The sequence below is a fragment of the Mesorhizobium sp. P160219 genome (assembly GCF_057786095.1).
This window is the reverse complement of record NZ_JBYNWG010000001.1, coordinates 3,030,520-3,043,537: the sequence shown is the minus strand read 5'-3', so window position 1 is coordinate 3,043,537 and position 13,018 is coordinate 3,030,520. Positions and strand designations below refer to the sequence as shown.

The following is a 13,018-nucleotide window of genomic DNA, read 5'->3' as shown; positions in this document are numbered from 1 at the left end:
GACCGACATGCGTAGACTTCTTCTCGTTGCCGCCGCCGCGATTGCCGCCACAGCCGGCGTGGCGCTGGCGCAAGACGCCAAGATGAGTTTCTTCGTCACCAGCGTCGGTTCCGGCAAGGGCGCCGATCTCGGCGGTCTCAAGGGTGCCGACGCGCATTGCGCCTCGCTGGCGGAAGCGGCTGGGGTTACCGGCAAGGAATGGCACGCCTATCTCTCGAGCGCCAATGTCGATGCGCGCGACCGTATCGGCAAGGGTCCCTGGGTCAACGCCAAGGGCGAGAAGATCGCCGATGACGTCGCCTCGCTGCACAGCGACGCCAACGCCATCACCAAGCAGACGGCGCTCAACGAAAAGGGCGAGATGGTCAACGGCCGCGGCGACAAGCCGAACCGGCACGACATTCTGACCGGCTCGAAGCCCGACGGCACCAAGATCGCCGACCAGACCTGCGGCGACTGGACCTTGAGCGGGGCGGAGGGCGCGGCGATGATGGGCCATCACGACCGCACCGGCCTCGACGAGTCGGCGGCGGCGAAATCCTGGAACTCCTCGCATGCCTCGCGCGGCGGCTGCAGCCAGGAGGCGCTGAAAGGCACCGGCGGCGACGGCCTGTTCTACTGCTTTGCGACGAACTGAGAGAAGTCTGGGGAGCGGTTCGTTCACGGGTCTGTGATGGTCCGGCAGGCCCCCTCCCCCCTCGCCCTGCTTTCGCCATCAGCCGGGAGTTGCTAGGGTCAACCCGACTCCGACACCCAGCAAAGCGAGGAATTCCCATGGCTGCTCCCAGCGTAGCATTGGTCTGGTACCTGGTGATCGCCGGCCCGCAAGGCGGCATGGTGGTGCTGCCCAGCACCTTCGACACCCGCGAACAGTGCACAAACGCGATTACCGAATATCAGAAGCAGCCGACGCCGGCCGGCTGGGCGGTCAACTGCGTGCCGAGCGCCTCGCCTTTCACCGATGAGGGTGATGCGGAAGAGCCGGCGGCGCAGTAGCGTAGTCTCCCCCCTCGAGGGGGAGATGGCCGGCAGGCCAGAGGGGGTCGCCTCGCGTAGAGTGCCAACCTCCTTCCGCACAAAGGGCGTCGCGTCCAGTCGGCCCGACCCCCTCTGTCGCCTTCGGCGACATCTCCCCCTCAAGGGCCCTTGTGGGGGGGAGATCAGGCGCGCGCCTTCACCGTCAGCTCCGGCTTGCTGTTGATGGTCTGGAAGACCACGCAATAGCGTTCCGTCAGCTTGATCAGCGCGTCGATGCGATCCTGCGGCTCATCCGTGTCGAGGTTGAAATTCAACCGGATGGCGCGAAAGCCCACGGGGGCGTCCTTGGCCACGCCCAGCGTGCCGCGAAAGTCGAGATCGCCTTCGGCCTCGACGGTGGCTGCGCCGAGTTTGAACTCTAGTGCGGTGGCCACCGCCTTCATCGTCACCCCGGCGCACGCCACCAGCGCCTCGAGCAGCATGTCGCCCGAACACAATTCGAGCCCGGAACCGCCGGTCGCCGGATGCAGGCCGGCGACCGCCAGCGCCCTGCCCGTCTCGACCTTGCAGGCAATCGACTGGTCGTCGATGGAGCCTTTGGCGCGAAGCGTGATCAGCGCTTGCGAGGAATCGTCGCGATAAGCCTCCTTGATCGGTGCCTGCATGGCCTTGAGTGCGGTGGCGTCCATGTTGCATTCCTTTTCGAGTCCGTCGCGCTTTGATAGCACTGATATGCCAGCGAGACAGCGCCCCCCTCTGGCCCGGCCACCTCCCCACAGGGGGGAGATCTGCAGCTTCGCCGATGGCGCTTTCTACGCCGGCGATTAGCGAAAGCGGTCGCGACATCCAATCTCCATCCCTGTGGGGGATGTCCGGCAGGACAGAGGGGGCGTGAAGGAACGCTAGCTCGCGAAGAGTTACTTTGACTTCGACCGCCCGAGCCATACCTAAGCAGAGTCATTCCCGCGGAGGCATCATGCCGTTCAAGCTGAAACTGATCTCGCTTACCCTGTTGGTGCTTGCAGCCTTCGCGCAGCCCGGCCTCGCCGAAACGCCCGAGCGCCCCGCCCCGGCAGGCGTGCTGTCGCTGCTGCCGGCACCGCAGACGACCAGCCATTCAATCACCATTGCCGGGCGCAAGCTGGACTATCAGGCAAAGGCCGGCGCGCTGTCGCTGCTATCCGGCAAGGGCGAGGTCACCGCGGAAATCTTCTATGTCGCCTACACGCTGCCGCCACTGGCGGGCGCGGAGAAGGCTCGCCCCATCACCTTCGTCTTCAATGGCGGCCCGGGCGCGGCATCCGCCTATCTGCATCTCGGCGCACTCGGCCCGCGTGTCGTCGCGACCGGCGCCGATGGCCAATTCCTGCCGCCGCCGCAAAAGCTGATCGACAATCCCGACAGTTGGCTCGACATGACCGACCTCGTCTTCGTCGATCCGGTCGGCACCGGCTACAGCCGCGAGGCCCCCGGCCAGGACACGAAAGATTTTTGGGGCGTCAGCCAGGACGCCAGTTCGATCGGCGCTTTCATCCGGCTCTATCTCGCCCAGAACGGCCGCACCGGATCGCCGCTCTTCCTCGCCGGCGAAAGCTATGGCGGGTTCCGAGCGGCACTTCTCGCCAGGACCCTGCAGGAAGATGTCGGCCTGAGCCCCAACGGCATCGTGCTGATCTCGCCTGCACTGGAGTTCACGCTGGTGCTGCCCGACGAATTCCAGCCACTGCATTGGGCGCTGGAACTGCCCTCGCTGGCGGCGGTGCGCCTGCGCAGCGAAGGCCTCAGCGGCGAGGCGCTGCGCGAAAAGCTCGCCGAGGTCGAACACTATGCTATGGGTGACTACCTCACCGCTCTGGCCGGCGGGCTGGAACAGGGTGGGCGACTGGCCAGCCAGCGCGTGGCCGAGATCACCGGCCTGCCGCTCGACCTCGTGCAACGCAATTTCGCCCGCATCCCGACCGCCCTGTTCGCGCGCGAATTCCAGCGCCCCAGTGGAAAAGTGCTCAGCCCGTATGACGGCACCATCGCCACGAGCGACATCGCCCCGGAGAGCGCCCGCAGCGCCGGCCCGGATCCGGTGCTCGACCGCAGCGTGCCGGCGCTGACCTCGGCCTTTGTCGGTTATGCGCGCGACGAGCTGAATTTTCGCACCGATGTCAGCTACAGGTTGCTCAATGGCGATGTGACCCACGCCTGGGACTATGGCGGCTCGCGGCAAGGCTATGCCGGGGTGATGGACGATCTGCAGCGGGCGCGCTCGCTCAACCCGGGGCTCGGCGTGGTGATCGTCAACGGCGACACCGATCTGGTCACTCCCTATCTGGCCTCACGCTATCTGGTGAGCCAAATCCCGACGCTCGGCGGGGCAAAACCTATCCGTCTCGACGTCATCGAGGGCGGCCACATGATGTATCTCAGGCCGGGCGGCCGGCGCGCCCTGAAGGAGGCTGCTTCGGAGCTCTACCAGGCAACACAGTGAACGGCGTGCCCACGCTGTCGGCCAGGCTGCGCCAACGCAAGCTTGCCACTGGCGTAGCGCCCCGCAGGCTTTCGCCCGTATAGCCTGCAATGGGAGCCTGATTGGGGCAGGCTTCTTCTTCGTCCTCTTGACAGCGCCGGACACGCCGCATGGCCGATATTGCCATTCTGGAAACCCGCGAAAGGGTGCTTGCCGGCATCCTGTTCACCGGCTGCGCCTATTTCCTGTTTTCGACGCAGGACGCCGCGATCAAGCTTCTGGTCGTCGGCATCAGCGTCTGGCAGATCATGTTCTTCCGCTCGATCGCTGTGCTTATCGGCTGTGCTGCAATCGGCGGACCGCCCATCTTTGCCGACACAATGCGCTCGCCCATCGTGCGGCCGATGCTGGTGCGCAGCGCCTTCACGCTCGGCGCCTGGCTCTGCTACTACAACGCGGCCCGCTCCCTGCAGCTGGCCGAACTCACCACCATCTATTACGCCGCCCCGATCATCGTCACCGTGCTGTCGGTGGCGATGCTTGGCGAAAAGGTGCCGCTGTTGCGCTGGCTGGCGGTGTTCATCGGCTTCGTCGGCGTCTTCATCGCCTGTGATCCCACTCGTCTCGGCTTGTCCGTGCCGATGCTCTTGGTACTGGCTGCGGCAGTGCTGTGGGGCATTGCCGTGGTGCTGTTGCGCAAGACGGCGCTGGCCGAGCGCACGCTGATCCAGCTTGTGCTCAACAATTTCTACTTCCTGGTGTTTTCCACGGTGCCGGCGCTGTTGGTCTGGCAGATGCCGGACTGGCGCCAGTTGCTGCTTTTGATCAGCGTCGGCGCGCTCGGCGGCGTGGCGCAATTTATGCTGTTCGAAGGCATGAAGCGGGCGCCGGTGTCGATCGTGGCGCCGTTCGAATACACCTCATTGGTCTGGGCCTTCGGGCTCGGCTTTGCGATCTGGGGCGACGTGCCGCGTCGCGAGGTGTTTCTGGGGGCGGCGTTGATCGTCGGCGCCGGCCTGCTGATCATCGGCAACGAGCATTTCCGCAAGCGGCTATGAGTACCCCGTGCTGACAGCATGGTGGCAGGAGAAGACGGATAGGCTGCTGAGATGACGGAAGCGCTCGACGGCCCAGGCACCACAGATACCGCTGCCGAGCGTACGCTCGGCATCATGCTGGTGGCGGCCTCGGCGGCTTTCTTCGCCCTCACCGGCGTGCTGACCAAATCGATCCACGCCGACCCGCTGACCATCACTTGCTGGCGCGGCTTTGTCGGCGCGATCCTGATCACCTTCTATGTGCTGTGGCGCCGGCGCCGCTCCGGCGGGCGGGAAAGCTTGCGGCTTGGCTGGCGCGGCTGGTTGCTGGCCCTCGAGGGCGCCGCGGCCAGCATCGCCTTCATCTCGGCGTTCAAATTCACCTATGTCGCCAATGTCGCGGTCATCTACGCCACCGCGCCCTTCATCACCGCGCTGCTCGCCTTCGTGCTGGTGCGCGAGCCGTTCCGGGCGCAGACGCTTGCCGCCGCCGCCGTTTCGCTGTGCGGCGTGGCGATGATGGTCGGCTCCGGCTTCGGCAGCGGTCATCTGTTTGGCGATGGGCTCGCGCTGCTGATGACCGCCGGCAGCGCGCTCTACATGATCATGGTGCGCGCCTTCCGCGACACGCCGGTGGTGTGGGCGGGCGCAGTCTCGGCGCTTCTGCTGTTCGTGCTCGGCTGGTTCGTCACCGACCCCCTGGCGATTTCTGCTCGCGACGCCGTGCTGCTCGTCGCCTTCGGAGGCTCGTTTGCGGCGGCGTCGATCCTGTGGACGGAAGGCTCGCGGCTGATCCCTGCGCCCGAGTCCGGCCTTCTCGGTGCCGCCGAAGTGCCGTTTGCGATCCTGTTCGCCTTCCTGTTCCTCGGCGAGATCGCGCCGGCCGCCAGCCTGATCGGCGGCGCCATAGTACTGTGCGCGGTTTTCGCCCATGCGGGGCGCGACTGGCTGGCCGCGAGAAAAAGTGCGGCAACCCAATAATTATTTTCCAAGTCATGGAACCATCATGCGGATCAGGCAGTTTTATGTGCGACGGGTCACCCCCCAAGTCCCCCCAAACCCCTCGACCCGTCCTCCTCAAAGCCGACCGTAAAGGTCGGCTTTTTCTTTGGACATCAGCCGGCAAAGCCGGGCAAGGCGAGGTTGTCGCTGAGCAGGATGGCAAGATCGCGCGCCGGCCGCTCGGCGCCCTGGCCGAGTTTTATCGCGAATTGCGCTGTCGGCACCGGCGGCAGGGCGAATTCGCGCGGTGCTTCGGCAATGCCTGAATGGGCAAAGCGGGCGGTGCGCAAGGTCAGCGCGATGCCGGCATTGACCGCCGTGCGCAAGCCGGCAAGGCTGGCGCTGCCGGCGGCAATGCGGTAGCGGCGGCCGGCAGCATCGAGGGCCGCGAGTGCTGCTTCGCGAAAGCCGCAATAGGGGTCGAGCAGCGCCAGCGGCAATTCCTCTTCCCGCACGGCAAGCCCTTTTTGCGAGCACAGCCACAGCATCGGCTCACTGAACAGCCCGACTTCGTCATTGGCCGGCGTCTTGCGCATGACAACGGCCAGATCGAGCTGCCCGGCCTGCAGCGCCTCGCCAAGCTCGGCCGAACGGCCGACGCGGAGTTCGACCCTGACGCGCGGATGGCTGGTCGCGAAGGCGCGCAGCAGCTCCGGCAGGCCGCTATCGGCGAAATCCTGTGTCGTGCCGATGGCGACGCGACCAGCGGCACGCGCGCCCTTGAGCGCCAGCCAGGCCTCGCTGTGCACGGCAAGAATGCGGCGGGCATGACCGACAAGATCCTCGCCGGCCGGCGTCAGCCCGCGCCCGCGCCCCTGCGCCACCAGCAGCGGTTCGCCGACGATCTCCTCGAGACGCTGCATCTGCGCGGTCACCGCCGAGGGCGAGCGGCCGACAGCAGACGCAGCCTGAGCCAGCGAGCCGCCATCGACAAAGGCAAGGAAGGTTTTGAGCAGATCGGGATCGAGAGCTTGCATACTTCGATAATACAGAACCTTTTGTTCGAAACAATTCGATTTTTTTGATTCAAAGATGATGGCATTGTCTCTCCAACGGCAAACAGACGCCGCTCAAACGAAGGAGAGAAAAATGCCCATCATCAACATCAGCGTCACCGGCAAGCCCGACGCCAAGCTGTCCGCCACAATCGCCAAGGAAATCACCGGCCTGACCGCAACCCATCTGCGCAAGGACCCGACGATCACTGCCGTCGCTGTCACCTATATCGACCCGCAGCACTGGTTCGCCGGCGGCAAGTCGCTGGCCGAGCACGGCGCCAATACTTTCTGGCTCGACATCAAGGTGGTCGACGGCACCAACACCAAGCTGGAGCTGGAAGCCTATCTGAAGGCGATCTTTGAGGCCTTCGGTAAGTTGCTGGGTGGTGTGCACGAGGAAAGCTATGCCTTCGTGCATGAAGTCCCGGCCGCGGCATACGGTTATGGCGGCAAGTCGCAGGAGTTCCGGTTCATCAGTGGGCGGCTGAAGGCCACGGCCTGATTGCTACCCAGCGGGAGGATGAAGCCTTGTATCAAGCGCGAAGTCCTCCCGGAGATGCAAGCTATAAAGGCCTGCCGCCCGGTTGGGATCGAACACCAGGTTCCAGCTGTGCTGGGATACCGCGCTGGGGATCAGAAAGAACGGATGCTTTGCCAGCAGACCATCGCCGAACTGCTGCTGTCCGGCGCCCGGGATGCCGGGACGCAGCCAGTTCGCGTTCGGAATATCGTCGGTTTGGACCACATAAATCTCTGATGGATCGACGATGTCGAATGCCGTCAGCACGTGAGGGACAGTATCCAGCGTGCGAAACCCCTTGTGGACCGCCACCTCCAAGATGGCGGTCGATGGGTCGATGGACGCATATACGGCTCTGATCCCTTTGCTGTTCCACCTTCCCCCAAGCTTGAAGGCTCCTTCGCCACTGTCCCAGCTCGCCATGAAGCGTCTGTGATCAAGCCTCCAGCCCAACAACTGCCCTGTTCCGAGGGAGCCCGGCAAAGGCGTCACGCGTAGACACCATAGTCGAGCCGCTCAAGAAACTCCTGCACAAGCGCAGTGCCCGCCGCCGTGGCCAGCAGATCGATCGGCCGGCGATTGTCCAAACCCATGGCAGACTCGATCATCCATTTTTCCGCGTCTTCCTGAGTCCCGAGCACGGACGTGGCCTTTGTCAGGAGCTTGGCGAAGTTCCAGGTTCTGGAACCTTGCTCCCGACTGAGGGTCTTGGAGTGATCCGATTTGTGCCGCTGAAATGTCCGCTCGCTCATGCCGAATGCGGTCTCAAACGCATCGGCGGGATCAATGACCATCAGATGCCGGACGAGGCTTTCGAGCGCCTGGCCCGGAATTCCATGCAGGATCATTTCATGTGCCTCAAGAGGACTGGCTACCGAGAATCCAAGAACCTTCCGTCCACCAAACAGGTCGACCATTCGTTCGAACTCCGGCTCCATATGTGGTGCCTCGGCAAAACCCAGCGGGGAACTGGCCATATTACCTCTCCGTCACGTGTCGCTTTTATTTACGACACGTGTCGCAACATTTCAAGGCCTGCGTTTGGGTCATTGCCTGGTGAGGTCGGGTGGAACACCGCTCCCTCGCACCCGCGCATTGACCTTGCTCCCCATTGCGCTACCCTCTGCTCTCGAAGCGGACGAAGAGCCGCATACCGGACCGTTGGGAGAGACGCGGCATGATCCTGACACTGGCGCTGCTTGCAGGCCTCGTGCTGGCCTGGCTGCTGATTGGCGCTATCGAGACGTTTCGTCTCGACCTGCGCTTTACCCAGGCGCTACTCTATGTGCCGTTCAAGCTCGCCTACCGGATCGATGACCGGCGCATCCGCATTGCCCGCAACGCGCCGACGCCGGTGATCTATGTGGTCTCGCACCAGTCACGCTTCGAGCCGGCGCTGATGCTGTCGCTGCTGCCCGACGACACGCTGCACATTCTCGACGAGGCCTCGGCGCGCTCGCCCTGGATGGAGCCTTGGCGCGAGCTTGGCCGCACCATCGCCTTCAACGCCGAGCATCTCTTCGTCAGCCGGCGGCTGGTCAGGGTGCTGAAGGGTAAAGGCCGGCTTGCCGTCTATCTGCCCGATGACGTCGAGCCCGATGTGAAGACGTTTCGCCTGTTCCGCGCCGTCACCCGCATCGCCATGCAGGCCGACGCCCGCATCGTGCCGATCTTCGTCACCGGCTCGCGCGACCTGCCGGTTTCCTTGACGCCAAAGAACCGGGCGCCGCGCCACTGGTTCCCAAAACTCTCGATCAGCGTGCTGGAGCCAATGACGATTGCCGAACTGGTGGCGCGCAACCCCGACCAGGCTTCCAACACCAATGCGTTGTTCGACCGCATCGCCGAGGCGCGCCTTTATGGCAGCAACCTCGATCGCGGCCTGTTCCTGGCCATGCGCGATGCCGCGGATCGCACCGGCGCCTCGCATCCGATCATCGAGGATGTGATCAGCGGCTCGCTCAGCTATCGAAAAATGTTCATCGGCGCACGCGTGCTCGGCCGCCGTTTCGAGGCGGTGGCGGCGCCCGGCGAAGCGGTCGGGGTTTTGCTGCCCAACGCCAATGGCGTGGTGCTGTCCTTCGTCGGCCTGCTCTCGGCCGGCCGGGTAGCGGCGATGATCAACTACACGGCAGGGCCGGCCAGCGTAACCGCCGCGGTGCGCGCGGCAGTCATCCGAACGGTGGTTTCCTCGCGCGCGTTCGTCGAGAAGGCGGCGCTTGCCGACATCATCGCCGCCATCGAGGCCGGCGGCGCCAAAATGCTGTGGCTGGAGGATGTGCGCGCAAGCGTCACGACGCTGGAAAAGCTCGCAGCAGCGGTGCTGTGGCGGTTCCCGCTGCAGCGGCAGGATGCGGCCAAGCCCGCCGCAATCCTGTTCACCTCAGGCTCGGAAGGCACGCCCAAGGCCGTGGTGCTGTCGCACCGCAATCTCCACGCCAACGCCATGCAGGCCGAGGCGCGCATTACCATTTCGCCGTCCGACATCCTGCTCAACGTGCTGCCGGTTTTTCACTCTTTCGGCCTGACCGGCGGTACCATCCTGCCGCTGGTGACCGGGGTGAAACTGTTCCTCTACCCGTCACCGCTGCACTACAAGATCATCCCGGAGATCGCCCGCAAGGTGAAGCCGACCATCATGTTCGGCACCGACACTTTCCTTGCCAACTATGCCCGCACCGCCAAGGATGGCGATTTCTCCAGCCTGCGCTTCGTCGTCGCCGGCGCGGAAGCGGTGAAGCCGGAGACGCGGCGCGTTTATCGCGAGCGCTTCGATGCCTCGATCATCGAGGGGTTCGGGCTGACGGAGGCCGCTCCCGTCGTCGCCGTCAACACCGCCATCCATGGTCGCGACGGCACGGTCGGACGGCTGTTGCCGGCGATGCGCATGAAGCTCGAACCGGTCGAGGGTATCGAGGGTGCCGGCCGCCTGTGGCTCGACGGGCCGAATTTGATGATGGGCTACATGACCGCTGACCGGCCCGGCGAATTGCAGCCGCTGGACGGCTGGCACGACACCGGCGACATCGTCTCGGTCGACCGCGAAGGCTTCATCACCATTCGCGGCCGGGCAAAACGCTTCGCCAAGATCGCTGGCGAGATGGTGTCGTTGGGCGCCGTCGAGATGCTGGTGCAGTCGCTGTGGCCGGAAGAGCGCCACGCCGCGGTGGCGGTGCCGGACAAGAGGCGCGGCGAGCGCATCGTGCTGGTCACCACCGCCGACGACGCCGATCCGGAAGAACTGCGCGCCTTCGGCAAGAAGGCAGGTGCGGCCGAACTGATGGTGCCCAACGACATCGTCAAGGTCGGGGAGATCCCGGTGCTGGGTTCCGGCAAGACGGATTATGTCTCGACGCGGAACCTGGCGATCGAGAAGCTGGGGCTGGGCCTGGCGGCTTAGCGTATCTCCCTCCTTGAGGGGGAGATGGCCGGCAGGCCAGAGGGGGTCGCCTCGCGTGAAGCGCCGACGTCCTCTTCGCTCAAACGAGGTCGCGTCCGGGGCGTACCGACCCCCTCTGTCGCCTTCGGCGACATCTCCCCCTCAAGGGGGGAGATAACAACTACCCAATATCCGACGGCGGCACTTTTTCGCCCTCGCGCTTGGCGCGCTTCGAATACGCCCGCACGCTGAAAGGCAGGAAGATGAGATAGCCTGCGACAGAGGCGGTCAGCGTGTACCAGGGATAGGTCATCAACAGCAGGACGTAGAGAACGACCGCCAGGATGATCGGCAGCACCTTGTCGCCCGGCACTTTCAGGCTTTTGCCGGAATAGACCGGCAGCCGGCTGACCAGCAGGAAAGCGACCAGCACAGTGAAGCCGGTGGCGACGAATGCCGTCAGGCGGTCCGGCTCGAGACCGAGCCGCAGGAAGGACAGATAGAGCGGCAGCATAACCAGCACGGCGCCGGCCGGTGCCGGCACGCCGACGAAGTATTCGCTCTGCCAGATCGGCCGGTCATGGTCTTCGTCGAGCACGTTGAAGCGCGCCAGCCGCAGGCCACAGGCGATGGTGAACAGAAGAGCTGCGATCCAGCCGAAGGAGCCGGCGCGGTCGAGCAGGAAGGCGTAGAGCACCAGTGCCGGCGCGACGCCGAAATTGACGATGTCGGCCAGCGAATCCATCTGCGCGCCGAATTTGGATGTCGCCTTCAACATGCGCGCCAGGCGCCCGTCTATGCCGTCCAGGAAGGCGGCGAGCAGCACCATCACCACGGCCGGCTCGAAACGGCCCTCGAAGCCGAAGCGGATGCCGGACAGGCCGGCGCAGATGGCAAGCACGGTGACCAGATTAGGCAGCACCATGCGCATCGGAATTTCGCGGATGCGCGGGCCGCCGCTGCCATGGGCCTCGAACTTTTTGAACGGCGCGCCCACCGCTTACGAAATCCTGACGAGCGGGGTTGCGGCGACGCCGCCGAATTCGGCGAGCACGGTTTCGCCGCCGACCGCCGTCTGGCCGACGGCGACGCGCGGCACCGCGGTTGACGGCAGGAAGACATCGACGCGCGAGCCGAAGCGGATCAGGCCAAAGCGTTCGCCGACGGCAATGGAGCCGCCGGTCTCGGCCCAGCAGACGATGCGGCGCGCCACCAGGCCGGCAATCTGCACGGCGACAACGATGCCGTTGGGACTGTCTATGACCAGCCCGTTGCGCTCGTTCTCCGAGCTTGCCTTGTCGAGTTCGGCATTCAGGAACTTGCCCGGCCGGTGCTCGATTTTGGTGATGCGGCCGCGCACCGGAGCGCGGTTCACATGGCAGGAAAAGACGTTCATGAACACCGAGATGCGGGTCATCTCGGTGTTGCCGAGGCCAAGCTCGCGCGGCGGCACGGCCGGGCCGACCGCCGAGATGACGCCGTCGGCGGGACTGACCACCAGCCTGTCATCGACCGGGGTGACACGCTCGGGGTCACGGAAGAAATAGACGCACCAGGCGGTCAGGATCAGGCCGATCCAGAACAGCACCGAGGAGAAATAGCCGAGGAACAGCGTGCCCGCACCAAAGGCGGCAATGAACGGATAGCCCTCGCGATGGATCGGAACGAAGGCATTCTTGATCGATTCGACAAGGCTCATCGGATGGGGCTCATGGGATGGGGGCGGTCCCTGTTTCAGGTCCGGCCTCAATACCGGAAAGGCTCCGCTGCCGCAACGCAACATTGGGCAAGGCCGCATCGTCCGCAGCCGGCAGGAACGGTGACGTGCTTGCCTGCCGCCGGCTTTGCCGCCAGAATTCGGGCCAACGCCGGCTGAACGCGCGGCGAAAAGGCCGACTGCCATGGCGCCAAATTCAGGCAAAACGTATCTTGTTGCCATACGATCGGCAGCCGTGGGTGCCGTTTTGACCGTACTTGTGGCAGCGAGCGACCACGCAGTTGCGCAAGGCAAGCCATCCTTCGACTGCGCCAAGGCCGCCAGCTTGGCGGAAAAGGCCATTTGCGCCGATCCGGTCCTGGCGCAAGCCGATGCCGACGTCGCGAAGAATTATACCGCGCTGCTGAAGAGGCTCGATGCTCATGCCGGGAAGGCGCTGCGGGACGACCAAAGCGATTTCATCGCCTATCGCGATCAGATCGCCGGTTTCAACGAAAGTTCGCCCAAGAACCAACAGACTTTCGATCTCGGCGAATTCCTGCGCGACCGCGCAACCTTCCTGTCCGGCATACGCAAGCCCCCCGATGCAGGTTTGATCGGCACATGGAGCAGCGTGCGCGGCAGCGTCGACATCAAGGCTGTTGGCGGAGGCAAGGTCGAAATCTCGGAAGATGTCGTTTCCAATCCAGTCTCGGGAAGTGGGTCATGCGAGATCGACGGCACGGTCGAGGAGCGCAACACTCTGCGGCTGGTCGACCGTGCCGTCGACAACGACAACCCAACCGGTTTTGTCTTTACCTTTCGACGCGACGGCGATGCGCTTGTCGTCGAGCAGAGCGGCGCCGGCAAGGATGGCAGATCGGAGCCCCTGTCATGCGGTGCCAACGGCCATGCCGATGGCATGTTCTTCCTGACTGAGAAAAAGTAGG

The 13,018-nt window shown here is 64.5% G+C and carries 14 protein-coding genes; 8 read left to right on the top strand and 6 right to left on the bottom strand.

Going from position 1 to position 13,018, the window contains the following annotated elements; all coding sequences use genetic code 11:
• Positions 1 to 7 precede the first annotated feature (7 nt).
• Both AC3EMP_RS14635 and AC3EMP_RS14630 read left to right on the top strand, forming a co-directional pair.
• Positions 8 to 637, top strand: coding sequence for a hypothetical protein (locus AC3EMP_RS14635; protein WP_023819181.1), 630 nt, complete (start codon positions 8 to 10; stop codon positions 635 to 637).
• 137 nt (positions 638 to 774) lie between these two features.
• Positions 775 to 996 carry a hypothetical protein gene (locus tag AC3EMP_RS14630; protein WP_023689120.1) on the top strand — a complete coding sequence of 74 codons (222 nt, stop codon included), beginning with the start codon at positions 775 to 777 and terminating at the stop codon, positions 994 to 996.
• A 164-nt stretch (positions 997 to 1,160) separates the two neighbouring features.
• Here AC3EMP_RS14630 and AC3EMP_RS14625 read toward each other — a convergent pair whose 3' ends face one another.
• Complete coding sequence (locus AC3EMP_RS14625) at positions 1,161 to 1,667, bottom strand: OsmC family protein (protein ID WP_352597502.1); 507 nt, start codon at positions 1,665 to 1,667, stop codon at positions 1,161 to 1,163.
• Positions 1,668 to 1,954: 287 nt separating this feature from the next.
• Between AC3EMP_RS14625 and AC3EMP_RS14620 the strand changes: the two genes are divergently transcribed.
• The 3 genes from AC3EMP_RS14620 (at position 1,955) to AC3EMP_RS14610 (ending at position 5,454) form a co-directional block, all read left to right on the top strand.
• Positions 1,955 to 3,457 (top strand): S10 family peptidase, encoded by a 1,503-nt coding sequence (locus AC3EMP_RS14620; RefSeq protein ID WP_352597501.1) that lies wholly within the window; start codon positions 1,955 to 1,957, stop codon positions 3,455 to 3,457.
• A gap of 149 nt (positions 3,458 to 3,606) precedes the next feature.
• Positions 3,607 to 4,494, top strand: a complete 888-nt coding sequence (locus tag AC3EMP_RS14615) for a DMT family transporter (RefSeq protein ID WP_023693977.1) — start codon at positions 3,607 to 3,609, stop codon at positions 4,492 to 4,494.
• Between the two features lie 51 nt (positions 4,495 to 4,545).
• Positions 4,546 to 5,454, top strand: coding sequence for a DMT family transporter (locus tag AC3EMP_RS14610; RefSeq protein ID WP_023689124.1), 909 nt, complete (start codon positions 4,546 to 4,548; stop codon positions 5,452 to 5,454).
• 134 nt (positions 5,455 to 5,588) lie between these two features.
• Here the strand turns inward: AC3EMP_RS14610 and AC3EMP_RS14605 are convergent, their stop codons facing one another.
• The gene (locus tag AC3EMP_RS14605; protein ID WP_023693978.1) at positions 5,589 to 6,452 is read right to left on the bottom strand and encodes a LysR substrate-binding domain-containing protein; all 864 of its coding nucleotides are present in this window, start codon (positions 6,450 to 6,452) and stop codon (positions 5,589 to 5,591) included.
• A gap of 112 nt (positions 6,453 to 6,564) precedes the next feature.
• Here AC3EMP_RS14605 and AC3EMP_RS14600 point away from each other — a divergent pair, with 112 nt between their 5' ends.
• Positions 6,565 to 6,975, top strand: a complete 411-nt coding sequence (locus tag AC3EMP_RS14600; RefSeq protein WP_023693979.1) for a tautomerase family protein — start codon at positions 6,565 to 6,567, stop codon at positions 6,973 to 6,975.
• A gap of 3 nt (positions 6,976 to 6,978) precedes the next feature.
• Here AC3EMP_RS14600 and AC3EMP_RS14595 read toward each other — a convergent pair whose 3' ends face one another.
• The gene (locus AC3EMP_RS14595; protein WP_023805675.1) at positions 6,979 to 7,485 is read right to left on the bottom strand and encodes an RES family NAD+ phosphorylase; all 507 of its coding nucleotides are present in this window, start codon (positions 7,483 to 7,485) and stop codon (positions 6,979 to 6,981) included.
• Positions 7,482 to 7,970: a type II RES/Xre toxin-antitoxin system antitoxin gene (gene parS, locus AC3EMP_RS14590; RefSeq protein WP_023727360.1), complete on the bottom strand. Its 489-nt coding sequence runs from the start codon at positions 7,968 to 7,970 to the stop codon at positions 7,482 to 7,484. Before parS ends, AC3EMP_RS14595 begins: the two co-directional genes overlap by 4 nt.
• Before the next feature lie 200 nt (positions 7,971 to 8,170).
• Here parS and AC3EMP_RS14585 point away from each other — a divergent pair, with 200 nt between their 5' ends.
• Positions 8,171 to 10,393: an AMP-binding protein gene (locus AC3EMP_RS14585; RefSeq protein ID WP_352518929.1), complete on the top strand. Its 2,223-nt coding sequence runs from the start codon at positions 8,171 to 8,173 to the stop codon at positions 10,391 to 10,393.
• Between the two features lie 160 nt (positions 10,394 to 10,553).
• Here the strand turns inward: AC3EMP_RS14585 and pssA are convergent, their stop codons facing one another.
• Both pssA and AC3EMP_RS14575 read right to left on the bottom strand, forming a co-directional pair.
• Positions 10,554 to 11,369: a CDP-diacylglycerol--serine O-phosphatidyltransferase gene (gene pssA / locus AC3EMP_RS14580; protein WP_023672701.1), complete on the bottom strand. Its 816-nt coding sequence runs from the start codon at positions 11,367 to 11,369 to the stop codon at positions 10,554 to 10,556.
• A gap of 3 nt (positions 11,370 to 11,372) precedes the next feature.
• Complete coding sequence (locus AC3EMP_RS14575; protein WP_352597500.1) at positions 11,373 to 12,155, bottom strand: phosphatidylserine decarboxylase; 783 nt, start codon at positions 12,153 to 12,155, stop codon at positions 11,373 to 11,375.
• 181 nt (positions 12,156 to 12,336) lie between these two features.
• Between AC3EMP_RS14575 and AC3EMP_RS14570 the strand changes: the two genes are divergently transcribed.
• Positions 12,337 to 13,017: a lysozyme inhibitor LprI family protein gene (locus AC3EMP_RS14570; RefSeq protein WP_352597499.1), complete on the top strand. Its 681-nt coding sequence runs from the start codon at positions 12,337 to 12,339 to the stop codon at positions 13,015 to 13,017.
• The last annotated feature ends 1 nt before the right edge of the window (position 13,018 follow it).